We start from the raw sequence: 20,111 nt of genomic DNA, 5'->3' as shown, positions 1-20,111 counted from the left end.
TCCCCCAATGGCCAGGTACCTGCTGACCCGCGCGTGGCACTCCGCGCTGACCCTGGTGCTGGCGTCGGTCGTGGTGTTCCTCGGGATCCGTGCGCTCCCGGGGGACCCCGCGCTCGCGCTGGCCGGCGAGGACCGTTCGCCGGAAGCACTGGCGGCCATCCGCGCGGAGTACGGGCTGGACCGTCCCCTGACGGTCCAGTTCGGACACTACGTGGCCCAGGTCTCGCAGGGCGACTTCGGCAACTCCATCCGCACCGGCATACCCGTGTCGGACATGCTCCGCACGGCCCTGCCGGTCACGATCGAGCTGTCGGTGCTGGCCATCCTCATCGCGGCCGCGCTGGGAATCGGCGCGGGGGTGGTCGCGGCCGTGCGCCGCGGCCGCCCGGCCGAGTGGGCCGCCAACTTCCTGGCCCTCGTCGGCCTGTCCGTGCCGCACTTCTGGCTCGGCCTGCTCGCGATCCTCTACCTGTCGGTGGCCACAGGGCTGTTCCCGGCCTCGGGCTTCGTCCCGTTCTTCGAGGACCCGGTGGGCAACCTGCACCACATCATCCTGCCGGCGCTGATCCTCGGCACCGGCCTGGCGGCGATCATCATGCGGCAGACCCGGTCGGCGATGCTCGACTCGCTCTCGGCGGACTACGTGCGTACCGCCAAAGCGAAAGGCCTCTCCCCCCGGGCCGTGATCGGCCGGCACGCCCTGCGCAACAGCCTCATCGTGGTCGTCACGATCGTCGGCCTCCAGCTCGGCGGCCTCATCTCCGGCGCGGTCGTCACCGAGTCGATCTTCGGGCTGCCCGGCTTCGGCAAGATGACGATCGACGCGGTGTTCCAACGGGACTACCCGGTGATCCAGGCGGTCGTGCTGCTGACCGCCACGGCGTACATCGTGATCAACTTTCTGGTGGACCTGGTGTACTCGCTCATCGACCCCCGCATCCGAGTGGCGGGTGACGCGGCATGACTGTGCTTACCGTGCCCGAGGCCGACACCAACCCGAGCCTGACCCGGCGCACCCGCGTCTTCCGGCGGCTGCGCCGCAACCCGCTCGCCGTCATCAGCTTCGTCGTCCTCGCGATCGCGGTGGCGGTCGCGCTGCTGGCGCCGTGGATCGCGCCGCACGCCGTCGAGGACACCGACTTCGCCAACATCTTCGCTCCACCGGGTACGCCGGGGCACCTGCTCGGCACCGACGACCTGGGCCGGGACGTGTTGTCCCGCATCATGTTCGGCGCCCGGGCCTCGCTCGAGGTCGGCCTGCTCGCGGTGCTCACCGCGCTCGTCGTCGGCGTGCCGCTCGGCCTGGCCGCCGGCTACTTCCGCGCGCTCGACGCGATCATCGGCCGGTTCACCGACCTGCTGCTCGCGTTTCCGTTCCTCATCCTCGCGGTCGGGCTCGCGGCGATCCGGGGTGCCAGCCTCAGCAACGCGGCCGTGGCGATCGGCATCGCGCAGATCCCAGGCGTCATCCGGGTCATCCGCTCCGACACCCTGCGCCTCAAGTCGCTGGACTTCGTGGCCGCGGCGGTGGTCGACGGCGCCAGCGACCTGTGGGTCCTGACCCGACACATCCTGCCCAACGCGACCTCGGTCATCCTGGTGCAGGCCACCGTGGCGCTGCCGGCCGCGATCCTCGGTGAGGCGGTGCTGTCGTTCCTCGGCCTGGGCATCCAACCACCCGATCCCAGCCTGGGCACGATGCTGGCGACGGCGCAGCAGTTCGCCGCGCGGGCACCCTGGGCGGCGACCCTGCCGGGCCTGGTCATCATGATCCTCGCCTTGACGTTCAACGTGTTCGGCGACGCCCTGCGCGACGCGCTCGACCCGAAGGGCGACCGATGACGACCTCGACCGCCGGCGCTCGGGCCGGCACCAAAATCCTCGAGGTCGCCGACCTGTCCGTGTCGTTCGTGACCGAGAGCGGCAACGTCTCGGCGGTCGACCACGTGACCCTCGACCTGGCACCCGGCGAGATCGTCGGCGTCGTCGGCGAGTCGGGCTGCGGGAAGAGCGTCACGGCGATGAGCCTCGCGGGCCTGCTGCCGCGCAGCGCCCGCGTCACGGGCTCGGTCCGGCTCCGTGGGACGGAGCTCATCGGTGCCCCGGAAACCTCGCTTCGACGCGTACGCGGCAAGGAGATCGCCTATATCTTCCAGGAGCCGATGACGTCGCTGAACCCGGTGCTCACCGTCGGGCGGCAGATCGGCGAGGTGCTCCAGGTGCACGAGCGGCTCTCCCGCAAGGCCGTCAAGGCGCGCGCGATCGAGCTGCTGTCGCTGGTCGGCATCCCCTCGGCGGCGCGGCGCGTCGACAACTACCCGCACCAGCTCTCCGGCGGCATGCGCCAACGCGTGATGATCGCGATGGCGGTCGCCTGCAACCCGACCGTACTGGTCGCCGACGAGCCCACGACCGCGCTCGACGTCACCGTGCAGGCGGGCATCCTCGAGGTGCTGCGGGACCTGCGCGACCGGCTCGGCACCAGCATCCTGATCATCACGCACGACCTGGGCGTCATCGCCGACATCGCGGACCGGGTCGTCGTCATGTACGCCGGCCGCGTCGTCGAACGGGCACCGGTGACGTCGCTGTTCGCGCGGCCGCAGCACCAGTACACGCACGGGCTGCTGAACGCCTCCCCCACCCCCGGCCGGCACGCCGGCACCGACCGGTTGCAGGAGATCCCGGGCCTGGTCCCGGTGTTGTCGAAGCAGCCCGACGCGTGCACGTTCGCCGACCGGTGCCCGGCGGCCTCCGACACGTGCCGCGGTTCGGCCCCTGGGCTGTCCGCGCTCGGCTCGCCGGACCACCTCGTCGCGTGCTGGCATCCTGTGGAGGCGACATGACCAACGCGCTCGAGATCTCCGACCTGGTGATGCATTTCGGCCCGGTGCGGGCGGTCGACGGGGTCTCGCTGACGATCCCACGCGGTGGCGTGACGGCGCTGGTCGGCGAGAGCGGCTCCGGGAAGTCCACGGTGGGCAAATGCGTCGTGCGGCTGCTGAAGCCGACCAGCGGCACGGTCCGGATCGGCGGCGTGGACGTGACGTCCCTGACGCGGCGCCAACTCCGACCGCACCGCAGCACGGTGTCGATCGTCTTCCAGGACCCGGCCGGCTCGCTGGACCCGCGCATGCTCGTCGGTGACGTGGTGGCCGAGCCGCTGCGGTTGTCGTCTTCGCGGATCTCCCGCGCCGAGCGCCAGCGGCGGGTGGACGAGTCGCTCGGCCAGGTGGGCCTGCGCTCGGAGGTGGCCCGCCGCTATCCCCACGAGCTGTCCGGCGGCCAGCGGCAACGGGTGAGCATCGCCCGCGCCCTGATCTCCAAGCCGTCCCTGCTCATCGCTGACGAGCCGACCAGCGCACTCGACGTGTCGGTGCAAGCGTCCGTGCTCAACCTGCTCGCGGACCTCCAGCGGGACATCGGGTTCGCCTGCCTGTTCATCACGCACAACCTCTCCGCGGTGGAATACCTGGCGGACGAGATCGCCGTCATGTACCTCGGCCAGCTCATGGAGAAGGGCACCCGGTCGCAGATCTTCTCCGGCCCGGCCCACCCGTACACCCAGGCTCTGTTGGCGGCGGCCCCGGTCGCGGACCCGGTGGCCCAACGGGCCCGCACGCCGGTGCTGCTCGGCGACGACCTGCCGTCCGCGCTCGACCCGCCCTCCGGCTGCCGGTTCCGGACGCGGTGTCCCCTCGCCTTCGACAAGTGCGCGACCGAGGTGCCGCCGCACGTGAAGATCGGTAACGGAGAGGCGGCGTGTCACCTCGTGCAGGCGGACGGGACACGCCCTGATGTGCGCGCGGGAGTCAAGCAGTGAGTTCCAGTTTCACGACCAGACCCACCTTGCAGGGTACGTTCGGCATGGTCTCCTCGACCCACTGGCTGGCCAGCCAGTCAGCGATGCGCATGCTCGAACTGGGCGGCAACGCCTTCGACGCGGCGGTGACCGCGGGCTTCGTCCTGCACGTCGTCGAGCCACACCTGAACGGCCCGGGCGGCGAGGTACCCGCGATCGTCGCCACCGCGGCCGACCCCCGCCCGCGCGTCCTGTGTGGACAGGGCGTGGCGCCGGCCGGAGCCACGATCGGGCATTTCCGCTCGCTGGGCCTGGACCTGATACCCGGCTCGGGCCTGCTCGCCGCCACGGTGCCGGGCGCCGTCGACGCCTGGCTCCTGCTCCTGCGCGACCACGGCACGCTGTCGCTGCGCGAGGTGCTGACCCCGGCGATCGAGTACGCGACGGCCGGCCACCCCCTGGTCCCACGCGTGGCCGACACCGTCGCGGCGGTCCGCCCGCTCTTCGAACAACACTGGCCGACGTCGGCTGCGCTCTGGCTGGGCCCGCTGGACGGCCTGTTCAAGAACCCGGCGTACGGGGACACGCTGGCCCGCCTGGTCCGATCGGCGGAGGGCGCGGGCCCGGACCGCGAGGCCCAGATCGAGGCGGCCCGCCACACGTGGCGCGAAGGCTTCGTAGCGGACGCGATCGACCGCTTCGCCCGCGAGCCGCTCCGCGACTCGAGCGGCCGCTCGCACGCCGGCGTACTGACCGGCGCCGACCTGGCCGCCTGGTCCGCCACGTGGGAAGAGCCGGTCACCCTGGACTGGCACGGCCATACAGTGGCCAAAACCGGCCCATGGGGCCAGGGCCCGGTGCTGCTGCAAACACTGTCCATCCTGGATGCGGCGGGAGGGGCCTATGACCCGTCGACCGCGCACGGCATCCACGTGCAGGCAGAGGCGCTCAAGTTGGCCTTCGCGGACCGCGAGGCCTGGTACGGCGACACGGGCGAAGTGCCGCTCAAGACGCTGCTGTCCCGGGAGTACGCGACGGAACGGGCGGCGCTGATCGGCTCGCGCGCGGCCACGGAGCTGAGGCCAGGCTCCCCAGGCGGCGCGACTCCCCACCTTCCCGGCTATGTGACGCAGGGTGGCAGCGGCGGCTCCGCACCCGACCCGACCACCGGCGAACCGACGGTAGGGCCCTCCGGCGTAACCCGCGGCGACACCTGCCACGTCGACGTGGTGGACCGCTGGGGCAACATGATCTCCGCAACCCCGAGCGGCGGCTGGCTGCAGAGCTCGCCCACGATCCCAGAACTAGGCTTCCCCCTGGGCAGCCGGCTACAGATGTTCTGGCTGGAAGAGGGCCTACCGTCGTCTCTGGCCCCGGGCCGCCGACCCCGGACCACGCTGAGTCCAACGCTCGTCTACCGCGACTCGGAGCCGGTGCTGGCCTGCGGAACCCCAGGCGGCGACCAACAGGACCAGTGGCAGCTACTGTTCCTGCTCCGCCACCTGGCCGGCGGCCAGTCGTTGCAGGAGGCCATCGACGCGCCCACGTGGCACACCACAAGCTTCCCGTCGTCGTTCCACCCCCGAGAAACCGAGCCGGGCGTCCTGGTGCTGGAAGACCGAGTACCAGAACCGATCCGCGCGGAACTCAGCGCCCTCGGCCACCACGTACGAGTGTCAGACCCCTGGAGCCTGGGCCGAATGTGCGCCGTAACCAGAGATCCAGCCACGGGCATCCTGTCCGCAGGCGCAAACCCAAGAGGCATGCAGGGCTACGCAACGGGCCGCTAGCCACACTCCCGGCCGTGCTCCCGACTGTCTGAGCCGGCCCGACGGCGCTCAGCGGGCGTTTCACCGCCGAGCGAGTCATCCCCCGAGAGGTGGCATCTTCCGTGCCCGCACATGTTCTCGCGCGTAGCTACATGCAAAAACACGTCCGAAGCTGGCAGCGGCGCGGCACCGCCATCACAAACTCCGGACGCACCCGGCACCGCGTGGTCTGGCCTGACTCGGCGTCAGCCGGTTGCTACGATCCGACGCCCGGTCGCCGTAGCCGGGCATTGCCAGAGGCGAAGAGATGACGGTGGAGTGGTCCGCGACGTCACCAGAGACGGGCCGCGTTTCGTCGGCAGTGGTGCGCTCGGGCCCCAGTGAGCTGGAGGGCCACTTCACCATGCTGCGCGCCCTAGGCGAGGGCTTCATCGAGGTCGCGCTGTCCATCGAGGACTCACCGCAGATTGCCCTGGGCTTTCGGGGAGCTCATGCGGTCGTCGAACAGCTCCGTGCGCTGGACGAGGACCCGAAGTCCCTTCTACTGGTTGGTGACGGCAGCATCCCGTGGGACGACACAGTCGAAGTGCCGCACCTGCAGGGTGACGCGATATTCACCGGACGCTTCGTGATGACTGTCGACCGAGCATGGGACGCCATGCGCGAGTTCGTGCGCACAGGCTCACCGGCTAGCTCGGGCGAATGGCACGAGCTGTAGTCGCGCAGTCCGCCAAGGCTAAGCCGCTCCGACCCACTCGTTGATCATGGCGTGCGGCTAACTACGGCATGCTGCGCCCACCCGGTACCTCGGCTGGCAGTGGTGTCTGCTGACGGCGAGACGGTGATCACCCCGCGTCGCCACAGGCGCGGGCGACGGCAGTACGAAACGACACGGGGGACCGCACCCGACCTCTCACAGCCCGATCGATGACATCGATGGAGGCGACGCCGACGAGACGTTGAAGGTTGCGTTCCGTTGCCCGCCGCCGACCCCACACCCTCGACCACCGCAAAGTCCGCAAAGCGAAGGCCAGCCAATGGACTGTGTCCCGCGACCCGGCATCGAAGTCGACCAACAGTGAAGTAGGTCAGGGCGGGGGAGGATGTTGTGGGTGCCGACAATAGAGGTCGCGCTCTTTGCGGCCTGTCGGCACCCACAACATCCTCCCCCGACCAAGACCGCGACCAACAACGAAGCGACACCCGAGAACACGAGCGGTGACCGCTCGTGGTGACACACCCGCTACCCGTGGGTGGTCTCACGAGCGGCGGCGGAGGCAGCGCCCACGTGCGCCAGGGCCACGGACTCGGCCAGGTCCCCGTCACCCGACGAGATGGCGTCGACCAGCTTGATGTGCTCGTCCCAGGAGTGCGGAGCCCGGACCTCGGCGGTCAGTTGGAAGACCCACTGCACATGGAGATACAAGGCCTTGGCGATCGAGGCCAGCCACGGATTGCCGCTTATCTCGAGGATCTGCAGATGCAGCGCACTATTCAGCTCCGCGACGCGGCGCAGGTTCTGGTTCTCGGTTGCTTGCCGGGCCTGCTCCAGCACGCCCCGCAACGAGGTTACGTCGCTCGGGGCCGCCCGCTCAGCCGCGAGGCGGGCGGCCAACGGCTCCAGGCGCTCGCGTACCGCGAAGATGTCGTGGATCGTCGCACTGCTCGGAGAGGCGACCACCGCTCCCCTGCGCGGAAGGATCACCACGAAGCCCTCGGCCTCCGCGACGCGCAACGCCTCGCGGACCGGGTTGCGGGAGACGCCGAAGTCCTCCGCCAGCCGATCCTCGGTCAGCCGCTCGCCCGGGGGATAGTCGCCGCTGATGATGCCCTTCCGAAGAGCAGCGAGCACCTGGTCGCGTAGCGGCAGGTGCTGAGCGCCGATCTTGGCCGGTAGGTCCGTGTCCACCCGACCGCCTTTCACAATGACGTTAAGCGATAATTGTATACGAAGAACAATCACCCTAAGGCGGGAAACGGCAGCGTCCGCGCGAGTTCGTCGGGTTGTGCCGTGAATCGAGGAACGCCGTCACGGCTGCCCGGGTCGTACGCCAGGCCGTCGGTGTCCGTGAACGCCCCCAACCGGGCCAACGCGACATCCGGAGAAGCCGCGTCGTGGAGCGACACGAGAATCCCGGTGAAGGTGAGCCACGCTTCGGCCCGCACCGGGTCGACGCCGAGCCGGTCGAGGTCTCCGGACACCTCCGCCACGACCCGCAACGCGCCCCCACGCTGCTCGGCCAGGTCCAGCGTGACCGCGTCGAAGCGGTGGTGCAGGTAGTAGTAGACGCTCGCCTCGGCCGGCTCCGCGAAGCTCGCGCTGGCCACCCGCCGCCCGGCGAACCGCCGCCAGCTCTCCGCCGGCACGGGTACCCACTCGACGGTCAGGCTGAGCGGGCTCTCGTCGTCGTCGCGCTCGACGTCCGCGAAAGGAAACGTGAAGCACCACGTCAAGCGCGGCGGCAGGCCGGTCGACGGGTTGTCGAACAGCAACCCGTGCCATTCACCGCCCGGCGCGGGGACGAAGTCCTCGATCCGCAAGCTCTCGTCAGGATCCACATCAGCGAGTGTGCATGGGCCCGGGCCGCCGTCGACCTCCGGTGGTCGGGTGCCTGATCTGGCCGAACGGCCGTTAAATCGACCACCGGGCTGTGACAACGTTCGGCGATGCTGCTGCGTGGTGGCTGATGTGAGCAGGGACAGAGAGAGCGCGGCCCGTACGCGTGACCAGGAGTTCGTCGACTTCGTGGCCGCGTCCGGTCGCTACCTGCTGCGCACCGCGGTGCTGCTCTGCGGCGACCCGGTCCGGGCCGAGGAGCTGGTCCAGGCCACCTACGAGCGCACCTACCGCTCCTGGCGGTCGGCCCGCGACGGCGATCCCCAGGCGTACGCCCGGCGGATCCTGGTCAACCTGCGCATCGACGGCTGGCGACGGACCCGGCACGAGGTCCTGCTGGACCCGCGCGCGTTGCCCGATCGGGCCGGTCCCGACCACACGGGTGCCGTCGTCGTCCGCAACACCGTGGTGCGGGCCCTGGCCCGGCTGCCGTTGACGCAGCGCCGGGTCGTGGTCATGCGCCACCTGCTCGACCTCAGCGAAGCCGACGTCGCCAGCGAGTTGGAGATCTCCGTCGGCACGGTCAAGTCCCACAACGCGCGGGGGATCGCGCGGCTACGCGAGATCTTCGCGGAAGGGGAACTCCGATGAACACCCACGACGACGATGTGGTCGCCCGGCTGCGGGCCGGCGACCCTGGCTATCCGGAGACCGGGCCCGATGCCGGGCGGACGCTCGTCGCCGCCCGACGCGCGCTGCGCCGCAGCCGGGGCCGGCGCGCGCTCGCCGGCGGCCTGGCCGTGGCGATGGCGGCCGTGGTCGGGCTCACGACGATCGGCGGGGTCGACCTGCCGGGCGTCTTCCCCGCACCGTTCGGCTACGACACCCGCTCGCTTCCGAACGAGGGTGACCCGCCGATCTACCCGGCCGACCGGATGCTCGACGACGCCTCGAGCTTGGCGCTCGTGTTGACGACGACCGTTGACCTGGGGGTCACTTCTTACCTCGCTGATCCGGGAGCGTGGGGCCGCGCGGGCTGCCGGGCGTTCACCTGGTCGCAGGGGGCTTACCGGGACAGGCACGCGGACTGCGCGAACGCCACCGACCCCGAGCTGCCGTTCGACGCCGCGAGTGAGGCGGCGTTCGCCCGGGTGACCAGGGCGATCGAGCGCTCCGGAGTCGACGTGGACCGGATCGACAAGGGCGGTTGGGGCCCCGGCACGTCGTTCCATCTCCGCGACAACTCCTGGCAGTGGAACTGGTACTACTCCTACGTTCCCGACACCCCGCCGAACGCCCCCGTCGAGAAGCGGACGCAGACGAACCTCGGCCCCAGGCTGGAGGTCCACATCGTCGGCAACTGGTGGTTCACCGTGGAGCCTGACGACTGACGTCAGAGCAGGCTGGTCAGGGTGCTCTCGTACGCGGGGCGGTCGCTCTCCGGGGTGTGTGCCGTGGCGTAGCTGAGCACCACGACGCCGGCGCGGTGGGTGTCGGCGGTCGCGAACTCCGCCGCGGTCGTTTCGTCCGGGAACACGTACACCGAGATCGCGTCCGTGGTGACCAGCTCCGAGCAGCGCACCACGTCGCTGGCGCAGGCGGCGGTGTTGTCCCGGGGTGCGGGCACCGGCAGGCCGGCGGCGGCGAAGGCGTCGACCACGTCCTGGGCGCTCGGCGCCCCGTCGGCCCGCGGCAGGATCTGGACGGTCGCCGCCGGTGCGGGCGGCTGTTCCGCGGCAGGTGTCGAGCAGCCGGCAGCGGCGAGCACGAGCGCGCCGGCCAGGATGGTGAGTCGTCGTTTCACCCGGGCATTCTCCGGCCCGAATCGGGGCGATTAAGGCCGCCACGCGTGCGGTGTCCCCCGCGCGGGGTGTTCCCGTCCGGCGACCGGCGCGACCCCGGCGGATCTTGAGTTCTAGGCTTTGACCATGCCGAACACACCCTTGCCGGAGCGCGTGGTCGAACTTCTGCGTCAGCCGAACCCCGCGGTCATGGCGACCGTCGCCGCGGACGGACGTCCCGTCACCGTGGCCACCTGGTACCTGCTCGAGGACGACGGCCGCGTGCTGCTCGGCCTGGACGCCAAGCGGGCGCGGCTCAAGCACCTGCACGCCGACCCCCGGGTGTCGCTGACCGTCCTGGCCCGCGACGACTGGTACACCCACGTGAGCCTGCAGGGCCGCGTCGTCGAGATCGCCGACGACGAGGGCCTGCGCGGCATCGACCGGCTGGCGACGCACTACACCGGCCGGCCGTACGCGGACCGCGTGCGTCCCCGCGTGACCGCCCACCTTGAGATCGACCGCTGGCACGGCTGGGGCGAGCTGAAGGACGCCTAGCCATTGCTGGACCCGAAAGGCCGCGCCGTTCGTTCAAACGCTTGACTCAGCGCGGGACACGGCCGTAGCTTACGTTCAATCGTTTGAGCGTACCTAGGAGCTGTGTATGGCCTTCGATCTGCTCGGCAAACTCGGCGAGGACGGCGTTATGGGCGCGGTCTTCTCCGAGGAGCGCGCGGTCGCTGACTGGCTCGCGGTCGAGGCCGCGTTCGCTCGTGCGCTGGCGGATGCCGGGGTCATCGACCAGGCCCGGGGCGAGCGGATCGCCGCCGCCTGCCGGCTCGACGTCATCGACCGCGAGCGGCTCTGGAAAGAGACGCGCAACGTCGGCTACCCGATCCTGCCGCTGGTCAAGCAGATCGTCGGCGCGCTGTCCGACGACGACGCGGCCTGGGTGCACTACGGCGCGACCACCCAGGACATCATGGACTGCGCGCTGGCCCTCCAGCTCCGCGACGCCGCCGACCGGCTGGTCGTGCTCGCGGGCCAGTTCGGCGACGCGATCGCCACGCTCGTGGAGCGGCACGCCGACTCGGTCATGCCCGGCCGCACGCACGCCCAGCAGGCGGTGCCGACCACCTTCGGCCTCAAGTTGGCCGTCTACCTCGACCAGCTCGGCCGCGACAGGGCGCGGCTCGAAAGCGCCAAGACCAGGGCCGCGGTCGTCTCCTCCTACGGCGCCGGCGGCACATCGGCGGCACTCGGCGACAACGGTCCGAAGGTACGAACAGCGCTCGCCGCGCACCTCGGGCTCGCCGACGCCAACCTGCCCTGGCACGTCGCCCGGGACCGCGTCGCCGAGCTGACCAACGCGGCCGCGCTCGTCGCCGGCACCTGCGTGCGGTTCGCCCGGGAGGTCGTCGACCTGTCGCGGACCGAGGTGGGCGAGGTGTCCGAGGCGACCGGCAAGTACCGGGGCGCGTCGTCGACCATGCCGCAGAAGTCCAACCCCATCTCCGCCGAGGCGATCATCGGGTTCGGCGTCGTCGCGCAGAACTCAGCCAACGCGATGCTGCGGGCCCTCGAAGCCGGTCACGAACGCGCGGCCGGCGAGTGGCAGATCGAGTGGCGGGCCGTCCCCGACTGCCTGATCGCCGCCGCGTCGGCCCTGGACGTCGCCCGCGAGGCCGCCGAGCACCTGCTGGTCTTCCCCGACCGGATGCGCGCCAACCTCGCCCGCGACGGCGGACGGATCATGGCCGAGGCGTACATGATCACGCTGGCCGACCACCTCGGGCGCGACGTCGCCCACGAGAGCGTCTACGAGGCCGTCCTGCTCTCCCGGGCCGACGACCTGCCCCTGTCCGAGGCCCTGCGGCGCAGCGTGTCACCCGAGCTGTGGGACCGGATCGCCACCGTCCTGCCCGAACCCGACACCTACCTCGGCAACGCCACCGAGCTCTGCGCGGCCGCCCTGAGCACCTGGCGAACGCGCGCGTAACAACCGCACACCCCTATCCCCTGGAGATCCGGCACCACGTCGTCCAGCAGCAGCGGATCTCCGCGTACCCCAGGAGAGATTTTCATGAGAACTGTCCGCCGAGCCGGCGCCATCTGTGTGGGCCTGGCCCTGGCCCTGACCGCCGCCGCGTGCAACACGGAAAGCAGTGGCGACTCAGCAGAACCGCCGGCCCAGCAGAAGCAGCTCACCATCGGCCTCGCGAACCAGCAGGAGTCGGTGACGTTCCCCGCCGCGATCTCCGAGGGCGCCAAGAAGAAGGCCGCCGAGCTCGGCGTCAAGCTGGTCACCCTGGACTCGCAGGGCGACCAGGCCAAGCAGGCCAGCCAGGTGCAGGACCTGATCGCCCAGAAGGTCGACGGCATCATCCTCGTGCCGCTGTCCCCCGGCCCCGCGCAGGCGCTGGTGGACCAGGCCGACGCGGCCGGCATCGCGGTCGGCACCGCGCACGGCTACGTGGGCGCCGACCGCAAGCCCGAGGACCCGTACTCGAAGCTGAAGTTCATCGTCACCGAGGACGAGGTCGGTTCCGGCGCGACCGCGGGTGAGATGGCGGTCAAGGCGGTGCCCAACGGTGGCAAGGTCGCCGTGATCACCGGTGCTGCGGGCTTCCAGGAGAACACCACACGGGTCAGCGATTTCACCAAGGCGCTGGAGACCAAGGGCGGCTTCACCGTCGTCGCGACCCAGCCGGGCAACTGGACCAAGCAGGACGGCCAGGCCGCCTGCCAGAACATCCTGGCCGCGAACCAGGACGTCGCGCTCTTCTACGCCATCTCCGACGACATGGCCGTCGGGTGCGGCGCGGCCATCAAGGCGGCGAACTCCACCGCGAAGGTGATCGGCATCGGCGGCGCCCAGGTGGGCATCGACGCGATCAAGGACGGCACGATGTACGGGACGGTCTGCTACAAGCCGTTCGACGAGGGTGGCCAGGCCGTGCAGCAGATGTACGACGCGCTGACCGGCAAGCTGACCGGCGCGCCCAAGACGAACTTCTACGAGACCCCCGGCGTCACGAAGGACAACGTCGACTCGTGCGTCCCGCAGTGGTGAGCGGAGTCAGGTGAGCTCATGAGCAGTGACCCGGGCGGAATCCCGCCAATTCTCGATGTCCGAGATGTCCACAAGGTCTACCGGACCGGTACGCACGCCCTCCGCGGTGTCAGCATGCGGGTCCGCCCGGGCACCGTTCACGGGCTGATCGGCGCGAACGGCGCCGGCAAGTCCACCCTCATCAAGATTCTCTCGGGGGCGCAGACGGTCTCCGACGGCGAGATCGCCTGGCGCGGCTCCGTAACTGAGTGGACGTCACCCTCGCAGGCGCTGGCCGACGGGCTCGCCGCCGTCTACCAGCACATGCCGCTCGTACCCAGCCTCAGCGTCCTCGACAACGTCTTCCTCGGGCACACCGGCAGCCTGCGGTGGGACCGGGCCCGGCGGACCCGGGAGCTGGCCGAGCTGTGCGATCGGGTCGGCTACCCGCTCGACGGCGACGACCTGGTGGGCGACCTGTCGATCGGCGCCCGCCAGATGGTCGCCATCCTGCAGGCGCTGGCCCGCGGCCCGGCTCTCGTGCTCCTCGACGAGCCGACCGCGGCGCTCTCGCCGAGCGAGCGCGAGATCCTGTTCGCGTCGGTGCGGCGGCTGCGCGACACCGGGACGACCTTCATCTACGTCTCGCACTTCCTCGACGAGGTGCTGGACCTGACCGACCACCTCACGGTGCTCCGGGACGGCCTCGTGGTGCTCGACGCACCGACCGCGTCGACGGACGAGGCGGCGCTGATCACCGCGATCGTCGGGTCACGGCTCGCGGCTTTCGAGGCGGAGGCACCCGTCGCGGCGCGGTCGTTGGGTGAGGTCGTGCTGGCTGTCGAGGACCTGGCCTCGGGTACGGCGTTCGGCCCGCTGAGCTTCGACGTGCGGGCCGGCGAGGTGGTCGGCGTCGCCGGCCTGCTCGGCAGCGGCCGTACCGAGTTGCTCCAGGCTCTGTATGGGGCCGATCGGGCCGCGACCGGGTCGGTCACGGTCAACGGGCGCGGTCGGCCGCGCGGTCCGCAACAAGCTGTGCGCCGGGGCATGGCCCTCGTGCCCGAGGACCGCGCCCGGCAGGGTTTCCTCGCCGACTGGGAGATCTGGCGCAACATCTCGCTGCCGGACCTGCCGCGGCTGTCCTGGCGGCGGATGTTCCCGCACGCGGCCCGCGAACGCGAGCAGGCCCGCCAGGCCGTCGACGACCTCGGCATCAAGACCCAGACGATCGACTCGAAGGTCGGGGACCTGAGCGGCGGCAACGCCCAGAAGGTGGTCTTCGCCAAATGGTTGTACGGGAACGCCTCGATCTTCCTGCTCGACGAGCCCACCGCCGGCGTCGACGTCGGCGCCAAGTCCGACATCCTGCACCTCATCCGTCGCCTCGCCGCTCGCGGGGCCGCCGTCCTGATCGTCACCTCCGAGTTCGAGGAGCTGATCGGCTCCTGCGACCGGATCCTCGTCCTGCGGCGTGGGGCGCTCGTCGCCGACCTCGCCTCGGCCGAGACGGACGTCCACGAAGTCACCGCCATCGCCAGCGGCTTCGGCAGCCACGGCGATCATCCCCTTGGCCGAAAGGCAGCAGTCTCATGACCAACCCGGCAGCGAAGGCACCGGCCTGGCGGAAGGCACTGGCCCCCCGCGCCGCCGGCGTCGTCTACGCCTTCATCGCCCTGTTGGCGGTGCTCACCATCACCTCGTCGGCGCAGGGCCGGCCGAGCTACCTCAGCAGCGTCAACCTGAGCAACATCCTCGAGCAGTCCGCCCTCATCGGGATCCTGGCGATCTTCATGACGGTGGTGCTCATCTCGGGCAACTTCGACCTTTCGGTCGCCTCGACGGCCGCGCTCGCCGGCACCGTCGCGCTCAAGCTCATCGACGGCAACGGCACCTTCGTGGCCGTGCTCGCGGCGATCGCCTGCGGCGCCCTGGTCGGGCTGGTCAACGCGCTGCTCGTGCAGAAGGTCGGAGTCAACGCCTTCATCGTCACGCTCGGCACGCTGACCGCCGTGCGGGGCGTGGTGCAGGCGATCCTGGACGGCAAGAGCATCACGGCGCACAACACCGCCCTGCTGGACTTCTCGACCGGGCGCTGGGAGCTTCCGGTCGCCGTGGCTCTGGTCATCGGCGTCGCACTGATCGCGCTCGCAGTGGTGCTGGCGGTCCGCTCGGGTGCGGTCCGCGAGAAGCTCGTGGCGGCCTGGCCGCTGTGGCTTGCCGGCCTGCTGGTGCTGGCCATCGCGGGCTTTCGGCCGAATCTGCTCGACCAGGCCGTACCCGTGTGGATCATGATTGGTCTCGCCCTGGTCGCCAGCCTCGTGCTGCGGTTCACCGTGATCGGTCGCAACCTCTACGCCGTCGGTGGCAACGCCGAGGCCGCGCGGCTGTCCGGCATCAACGTCGACCGCTACAAGATGGGCGCGTTCGTGCTCAACGGCGTGCTGGCCGCGGTCGTCGGCGTGCTCTACGCGGGCCGGTTCAACTCGGTCGACCCGACGGTGCTGACCGGTGGTGAGCTCACCGTCATCGCGGCCGCGGTGCTCGGCGGCACGTCGCTGTTCGGCGGGTCCGGCGTCGTCGTCAAGTCGGTGATCGGCACGCTGATCCTGTTCACGCTCAGCAACGGCTTCAACGTGTTGAACATCGGCTCGAACTACCAGAACGTCGTGCAGGGCACAGTGCTGGTCGCGGCGGCTTCGCTCTACACCGCGACCAGCCAGCGGGACCGGGCGTTGTTCCGGAAACGGGTGGCCCGCAAGGCTCCCGCGGAACCCGCGCCGGTGCTCACCAAGACAGGCGCGTGACCTCACCGGTCCGGATCGACTCGTAACCGGCCTCGACCAGGGCGAGCGTGCGCACCGCGTCCGCTCCCCTGGTCGGGGCCGCACCGTTTCCGGCGACCTGGCGCAGCAGCGCGCCCATCGGCCCGGCGAAGGCGTCCGGGATCCACCGCGTGGTCACCGGGTACGGGAGCCAACCGTCCGTCGGCAGCACGGCGCTGCGCACCTCGACGGTGTCCGGCCGACCGTGCGGGTAGTCCAGCAGCAGCCCGATGCTCCCCCGCACCGAGCCCTGCGAACCATCGAGCCGGAAGGTGGCGTACGGGTCGCCGGTGACGTTCTCGTGGTTGACGTTGACCAGGGCCCGCGCCCCGGACGGGAACGTCATCGTGGTGATCGACCGGGTCTCGCCGGTCGGCACCTGACCGGGCCGCCGCCCGGCGACGCAGTAGAGGCTGTCCGGGTCGCCGAGCAGCGACCGCACCGAGTCGTAGTAGTGGATCGAGTGGTACATCAGGTCCAGCCGCTCGCTGCGTACCAGCCAGTCCCAGGCCGTGAAGTCGGTGGTGATGTTGACGTCGATGGTCAGCGCGGTGACCTCGCCCAGCCAGCCGGCCTCGGCGATGGCCCGGGTCGCCGCGATCCCCTCGCCGTAGCGCATCTGCTGGTTGACCACGAGCGCCCGGTCGGCCTTCTCGGCGACGGCGACCAGGTCGCGCCCGAGCGTGGTGTCGACGGCGATCGGCTTCTGGGCCAGGACGTGCCGACCGGCCGCGAACGCCCGCTTGGCGATCTCGGGCTGGGCGTTCGGCACGACGGCGATGTCGAGCACCTCGACCTCGTCGTCGTCGAGAACGTCGTCGAGGCTGTCGTAAACCCGTGGCAGGCCGAAGCGCTCAGCCACCCGCTCGGCCCGCGCCCGGTCGAGGTCGACAATGCCTTTGATGGGCAGATCGGCACGCTGGTACGCCGGCAGGTGCGCCACCTCCACGATGGCACCGGCGCCGACGACGGCGATGCCGCGGTGGTGCTCCGGGGGGATGGACAGGTCGCAGGCCTGCGCGATGGGCCGCAGCGCGTCGAGCATCGGGTCTCCTGGTGGCTCACGGAAGGGGGTTTCCCCATCAGACCACCGGCTGCTATACATAGTCAATCGTTTGAACGCTTGCCCGGAAGGTCGGTGGCCCCGTGCCTGATTCCTTGGTCGTCGTCGGCCGCGAGTTCGACGGCTTCCACCGGTCGTTGACGGCACAGCTGAGTTCGCTGGACCTGCCGGCGCGCTACGAGCTGCTGGAGATCTCCGACCTGCAGCACCGGCTGATCGAGGGGGATGCGGCCACCTCCGGGGCGTACGACGTGCTGATGGTCGTCACCGACTGGCTGCCGAGCCTGATCGAGTCGGGCAAGGTGCTGCCGCTCGACTTCTCCGTCGACGCGCCCGACGGCTGGCCGGACCAGTGGGTGCCGGCGCTGCGGGCACTCCAGACCGGGCCGGACGGGCAGACCTACGGGGTCGCGTACCACGACGGGCCGATGCTGTTTCTCTACCGCACGGACCTCTACGGCGACCCGGTCGAGCAGGCCGGGTTCGCGGACCGGTTCGGCTACCCCCTCGCCGTCCCGTCGACCTGGGACGAATACCGCGACCAGGCGATCTGGTTCACCCGGCCCGGTCTCTACGGCACGGTGCTGGCCGGCTTCCCCGACGAGCACAACAACGTCTACGACTTCCTGATGCACCTGTGGAGCCGGGGCGGGGAGCTCGTGGTCGACGGGCGCTCGGGCCTCGACAGCCCCAGCGCCCGTTCTGCGATCGACTTCATCGACGACCTGTGGCACGGCTCCCAGGTCGTGGACCCGGCGGCCGCTGGTTGGGACAGCGTCGAGTCGGGCGTCCGGTTCGCCGCGGGTGCCGGGGCGATGATGGTCAACTGGTGCGGGTTCGCGTCGCTGTCCTCTCCCCCGGACTCGCCGACGCACGGCCTGGTCGGCTGCGCGCCGGTGCCGGGTGGCACCTCGCGGGTGACGATGAACGCCTATTGGGTGCTCGCGGTGCCGGCCGGCGCCAAGGACCCGGCCCACTCGGCCGAGCTGATCCGGCAGTTGACCACGCGCGAGATGGACGTCGTTACGGCCCAGTCCGGCGGTTCGGCGACGCGGCTGGACTCGTGGGCGGACCCGCGGGTGTCGTCGCTGGCGCCGTACTACGGGGTGCTCGCCGACGCGCACCAGGACTCGCGCTCGGTGCCGGTCGACCCGCGCTGGCCGGAGATGGCCCTGATCCTCAACGACATGATGATCCAGGTCATCGAACACCGCGCGGGCCACGCGGCGCTGACCGAGGCCCACGAACGGTTGGACGCGCTGCTGCGCAAGGACTAGAAGTGGCTGTCGCCGGCGAAGTCGGGCCAGTCGAGTTGGCTTTCAAACTGGTATTCGCGCCAGCGTCGGATCTTGCCCTCCTCGACCTGCACGATCGCCATGCCGTGGAACTGTCGCCGGCCGCGGAACGTGTACTCGCCGACGCCGACCTGCCGCACCGGGTCGAACACCAGGTTGTGCCAGGTGATTGACATGGGCCGCGGGTCGTCGCCACCCGACAGCTCGACCAGCTCGGCGCGGCCGACGTAACGCTGCCGGTCGGGCGGCTCGACGTACACGGCGTCCTCGGTGAAGCAGGCCGCGGCCGCCGCGGCGTCGCCCGTACTCCAGGCCCGCTCGATGGTCCTCATGAGATCCGCGAATCCACTGCTGTCCATCTCGACCTCCAGACGAGAAGTGAGCTCGTCCCGGCACTCGCCAGTGCGAGGCAGCCGAGCCACAGCGGCCCCGCCCCGAACCGTTGCCACGTCCAGGTGCCGGCCACCGGCGCGACCAGCAGGGCCAGTCCCCACGACGAGCCCCACACGCCCTGATAGCGACCGCGCAGGTAGGCGGGCGCGATCACCGCGAGCATGGCGGGCGCCGCGATGTTGAGGGCGATCTCCCCCAGCGTCCACACGGCAACGGTCACCGCGTAGCCGGCGATGCTGTCGGCCGCGAGCCTGAGCCCGAATCCGACGCCCGTGGCCACTCCACTGCCCGCATAGAGAAATGTGAGGGGAACTCCGGCCACCAGCCGCACGAGGACGGGCTGGCAGAGCAGGATCACCGCCGGGTTGAGCGCTGCCACCAGGCCGTAGGCGCCCGCGTCGAGCCCGTCGGCGGACATCGCGAGCGGCAGCGTGACGAAACCCTGGAAGAAGACGACGGCGACCGCGAACGTGCTGGCGGTGAGCCCGACGAGCCGCGGATCTCGTGTTGCCGCAACAATCGCCCAGTAGAGCAGGGCGAACGCCCGCCGCTGGTGCTCGGGCGCCACCAGGTCGGCGACGACAGCCGCGACCGCCGGCCGATAGAGGTCGGTGGCGAGCCCGGCCGCTGCCGCACACCCGACCAGGACCGCCGGGGATGCGGCCGCTCCCAACGCGAGATACGCGGCCGCCGTGGCGAGCAGCCCCGCCACCAACGTCGGCCGTCGCCCGGCCCGATCGGCGAGCCAGCCACCGAGCGGTTGGCTGACCAGCGAACCGGCCCCGAACGCCGACACGACGGCGCCCGCGAGAGCGGGATCGAATCCCCGATGACGCACGAGATAGAGCGTCAGAAACGGCACGACGAAGTAGCCGAACCGGTTGATCAGCGTCCCGAACCAGAGAAACCAGAACGGCCGGGGCAGCATGCGCCACACCGTAAGAGCTGAACCCGGCTTGAGCTCAAGCCCTTTTCAGGTCAAGTAGCGTCCGGGATGTGAGACCACTCCGATACGCCATCAACGTCACGCTCGACGGCTGCTGCCATCACGAGGCAGGGCTCCCCCCGGACGAGGAGTCGATGCGCTACTGGACCGATGAGCTGGAACGAGCCGATGCCTTGCTGTTCGGCCGGGTGACCTACGAGATGATGGAGTCGGCGTGGCGGCGGCCGGCCACAGGCACGTGGCCGGACTGGATGGCCGAGTGGCAGATCCCGTTCGGCGAGACCATCGACCGAGCGAAGAAGCACGTCGTGTCGAGCACGCTGAGCGCCGTCGACTGGAACGCCGAGCTGGTGCGAGACGACCTGCGAACAGCGGTTCAGCGGCTCAAGCAGGAGCCGGGCAAAGGCTTGTTCGTGGGTGGCGTGACCCTCCCCCTGGCGTTGGCGGACCTGGGACTGATCGACGAGTACGTGTTCGTCGTGCAGCCGATCCTCGCCGGACACGGACCGACATTGCTCGCCGGCCTGCGCGAGCGCATCCAACTCGAGCTCGTGGACCGCCACGAGTTCCGGTCGGGTGTGGTCGCCCAGCGATACCGGCCCACGCTCGCAACGGCTTGACGCCTAGCAGT

The 20,111-nt window shown here is 70.4% G+C and carries 21 protein-coding genes; 15 read left to right on the top strand and 6 right to left on the bottom strand.

Annotated elements, in window-relative coordinates; all coding sequences use genetic code 11:
* The first annotated feature begins 7 nt into the window (after positions 1-7).
* The 6 genes from CHC05_RS20005 (at position 8) to CHC05_RS19980 (ending at position 6,289) form a co-directional block, all read left to right on the top strand.
* Positions 8-964, top strand: a complete 957-nt coding sequence (locus CHC05_RS20005) for an ABC transporter permease (RefSeq protein WP_089251002.1) — start codon at positions 8-10, stop codon at positions 962-964.
* Positions 961-1,842 (top strand): ABC transporter permease, encoded by an 882-nt coding sequence (locus tag CHC05_RS20000; protein ID WP_089251000.1) that lies wholly within the window; start codon positions 961-963, stop codon positions 1,840-1,842. The genes CHC05_RS20005 and CHC05_RS20000 overlap by 4 nt, the downstream gene beginning before the upstream one ends.
* Positions 1,839-2,846, top strand: coding sequence for an ABC transporter ATP-binding protein (locus CHC05_RS19995; RefSeq protein ID WP_089250998.1), 1,008 nt, complete (start codon positions 1,839-1,841; stop codon positions 2,844-2,846). The genes CHC05_RS20000 and CHC05_RS19995 overlap by 4 nt, the downstream gene beginning before the upstream one ends.
* Entirely contained in the window at positions 2,843-3,823 is a 981-nt protein-coding gene (locus tag CHC05_RS19990; protein ID WP_089250996.1) for an ABC transporter ATP-binding protein, read from the top strand. The genes CHC05_RS19995 and CHC05_RS19990 overlap by 4 nt, the downstream gene beginning before the upstream one ends.
* The gene (locus tag CHC05_RS19985) at positions 3,820-5,592 is read left to right on the top strand and encodes a gamma-glutamyltransferase family protein (RefSeq protein WP_245871066.1); all 1,773 of its coding nucleotides are present in this window, start codon (positions 3,820-3,822) and stop codon (positions 5,590-5,592) included. The genes CHC05_RS19990 and CHC05_RS19985 overlap by 4 nt, the downstream gene beginning before the upstream one ends.
* 286 nt (positions 5,593-5,878) lie before the next feature.
* Complete coding sequence (locus CHC05_RS19980) at positions 5,879-6,289, top strand: response regulator (RefSeq protein WP_144022685.1); 411 nt, start codon at positions 5,879-5,881, stop codon at positions 6,287-6,289.
* A 525-nt stretch (positions 6,290-6,814) separates the two neighbouring features.
* Here the strand turns inward: CHC05_RS19980 and CHC05_RS19975 are convergent.
* On the bottom strand, positions 6,815-7,480 hold the full coding sequence (locus CHC05_RS19975) for a GntR family transcriptional regulator (protein ID WP_144022684.1): 666 nt from the start codon (positions 7,478-7,480) through the stop codon (positions 6,815-6,817).
* A 50-nt stretch (positions 7,481-7,530) separates the two neighbouring features.
* Positions 7,531-8,130: a hypothetical protein gene (locus CHC05_RS19970; RefSeq protein WP_089250988.1), complete on the bottom strand. Its 600-nt coding sequence runs from the start codon at positions 8,128-8,130 to the stop codon at positions 7,531-7,533.
* Between the two features lie 130 nt (positions 8,131-8,260).
* On the opposite strand from CHC05_RS19970, the gene CHC05_RS19965 reads away from it, so the two are divergent.
* Both CHC05_RS19965 and CHC05_RS19960 read left to right on the top strand, forming a co-directional pair.
* Positions 8,261-8,779: a SigE family RNA polymerase sigma factor gene (locus CHC05_RS19965; protein ID WP_218824607.1), complete on the top strand. Its 519-nt coding sequence runs from the start codon at positions 8,261-8,263 to the stop codon at positions 8,777-8,779.
* On the top strand, positions 8,776-9,519 hold the full coding sequence (locus CHC05_RS19960; RefSeq protein ID WP_089250984.1) for a hypothetical protein: 744 nt from the start codon (positions 8,776-8,778) through the stop codon (positions 9,517-9,519). The genes CHC05_RS19965 and CHC05_RS19960 overlap by 4 nt, the downstream gene beginning before the upstream one ends.
* 2 nt (positions 9,520-9,521) lie before the next feature.
* On the opposite strand, the gene CHC05_RS19955 is transcribed toward CHC05_RS19960, so the two are convergent.
* Positions 9,522-9,932: a hypothetical protein gene (locus CHC05_RS19955; RefSeq protein WP_089250982.1), complete on the bottom strand. Its 411-nt coding sequence runs from the start codon at positions 9,930-9,932 to the stop codon at positions 9,522-9,524.
* A 124-nt stretch (positions 9,933-10,056) separates the two neighbouring features.
* On the opposite strand from CHC05_RS19955, the gene CHC05_RS19950 reads away from it, so the two are divergent.
* From CHC05_RS19950 to CHC05_RS19930, 5 genes are all read left to right on the top strand, one after another.
* Complete coding sequence (locus CHC05_RS19950; RefSeq protein ID WP_089250980.1) at positions 10,057-10,467, top strand: TIGR03618 family F420-dependent PPOX class oxidoreductase; 411 nt, start codon at positions 10,057-10,059, stop codon at positions 10,465-10,467.
* Positions 10,468-10,573: 106 nt separating this feature from the next.
* Positions 10,574-11,908, top strand: a complete 1,335-nt coding sequence (locus tag CHC05_RS19945) for a class-II fumarase/aspartase family protein (RefSeq protein WP_089250978.1) — start codon at positions 10,574-10,576, stop codon at positions 11,906-11,908.
* Between the two features lie 84 nt (positions 11,909-11,992).
* On the top strand, positions 11,993-12,982 hold the full coding sequence (locus CHC05_RS19940) for a sugar ABC transporter substrate-binding protein (protein WP_089250976.1): 990 nt from the start codon (positions 11,993-11,995) through the stop codon (positions 12,980-12,982).
* 18 nt (positions 12,983-13,000) lie between these two features.
* Complete coding sequence (locus tag CHC05_RS19935; protein ID WP_089250974.1) at positions 13,001-14,554, top strand: sugar ABC transporter ATP-binding protein; 1,554 nt, start codon at positions 13,001-13,003, stop codon at positions 14,552-14,554.
* Complete coding sequence (locus CHC05_RS19930) at positions 14,551-15,765, top strand: ABC transporter permease (protein WP_089250972.1); 1,215 nt, start codon at positions 14,551-14,553, stop codon at positions 15,763-15,765. Before CHC05_RS19935 ends, CHC05_RS19930 begins: the two co-directional genes overlap by 4 nt.
* On the opposite strand, the gene CHC05_RS19925 is transcribed toward CHC05_RS19930, so the two are convergent.
* A complete protein-coding gene (locus tag CHC05_RS19925) occupies positions 15,746-16,828 on the bottom strand; it encodes a Gfo/Idh/MocA family protein (protein ID WP_179266280.1) in 1,083 nt (360 codons plus the stop codon). The genes CHC05_RS19930 and CHC05_RS19925 overlap by 20 nt on opposite strands.
* 101 nt (positions 16,829-16,929) lie before the next feature.
* On the opposite strand from CHC05_RS19925, the gene CHC05_RS19920 reads away from it, so the two are divergent.
* On the top strand, positions 16,930-18,123 hold the full coding sequence (locus CHC05_RS19920; protein ID WP_144022683.1) for an extracellular solute-binding protein: 1,194 nt from the start codon (positions 16,930-16,932) through the stop codon (positions 18,121-18,123).
* Here CHC05_RS19920 and CHC05_RS19915 read toward each other — a convergent pair.
* Positions 18,120-18,473 (bottom strand): nuclear transport factor 2 family protein, encoded by a 354-nt coding sequence (locus CHC05_RS19915; RefSeq protein WP_179266279.1) that lies wholly within the window; start codon positions 18,471-18,473, stop codon positions 18,120-18,122. The genes CHC05_RS19920 and CHC05_RS19915 overlap by 4 nt on opposite strands.
* Positions 18,470-19,462, bottom strand: coding sequence for an MFS transporter (locus CHC05_RS19910; protein WP_089250964.1), 993 nt, complete (start codon positions 19,460-19,462; stop codon positions 18,470-18,472). Before CHC05_RS19910 ends, CHC05_RS19915 begins: the two co-directional genes overlap by 4 nt.
* Positions 19,463-19,530: 68 nt before the next feature.
* On the opposite strand from CHC05_RS19910, the gene CHC05_RS19905 reads away from it, so the two are divergent.
* Complete coding sequence (locus CHC05_RS19905; RefSeq protein ID WP_089250962.1) at positions 19,531-20,100, top strand: dihydrofolate reductase family protein; 570 nt, start codon at positions 19,531-19,533, stop codon at positions 20,098-20,100.
* Positions 20,101-20,111 lie beyond the last annotated feature (11 nt).

This window comes from Asanoa hainanensis (assembly GCF_900188485.1).
Classification (GTDB): Bacteria; Actinomycetota; Actinomycetes; order Mycobacteriales; family Micromonosporaceae; genus Asanoa; species Asanoa hainanensis.
The sequence above is the reverse complement of the archived record's forward strand: the minus strand, read 5'-3'. Positions and strand labels throughout refer to the sequence as shown.